Origin of the sequence: Limnospira sp. PMC 289.06 (assembly GCF_032350395.1) — a bacterium.
Lineage (GTDB): Bacteria > Cyanobacteriota > Cyanobacteriia > Cyanobacteriales > Microcoleaceae > Limnospira > Limnospira platensis.
Map to the genome: position 1 here is coordinate 1 of NZ_JARPLC010000588.1, position 255 is coordinate 255.

1 protein-coding gene is annotated in these 255 nt (G+C 50.2%); it reads right to left on the bottom strand.

The window, feature by feature from the left end; genetic code table 11:
• A partial coding sequence (locus tag P5674_RS26350; RefSeq protein WP_315670538.1) for a hypothetical protein occupies positions 1–255 on the bottom strand: 255 nt, incomplete at both ends.

Below are 255 nucleotides of genomic sequence, written 5' to 3' on the forward strand. Positions count from 1 at the left end.
CTGCTGGTGAAGAAGAATATAGGCTGTTGAACCCGCCCCTACAGGAATATGTGACTCCTGGGTGGTTGGGAAGGCGATCGCTTGTTTCCAGAAACGGGGTTTTTCAAAAAACGGGGCGGGTTTATATCGCTGCTGGTGAAGAAGAATATAGGCTGTTGAACCCGCCCCTACAGGAATATGTGACTCCTGGGTGGTTGGGAAGGCGATCGCTTGTTTCCAGAAACGGGGTTTGTCTTTGTCAAAAAAACCGGGTTC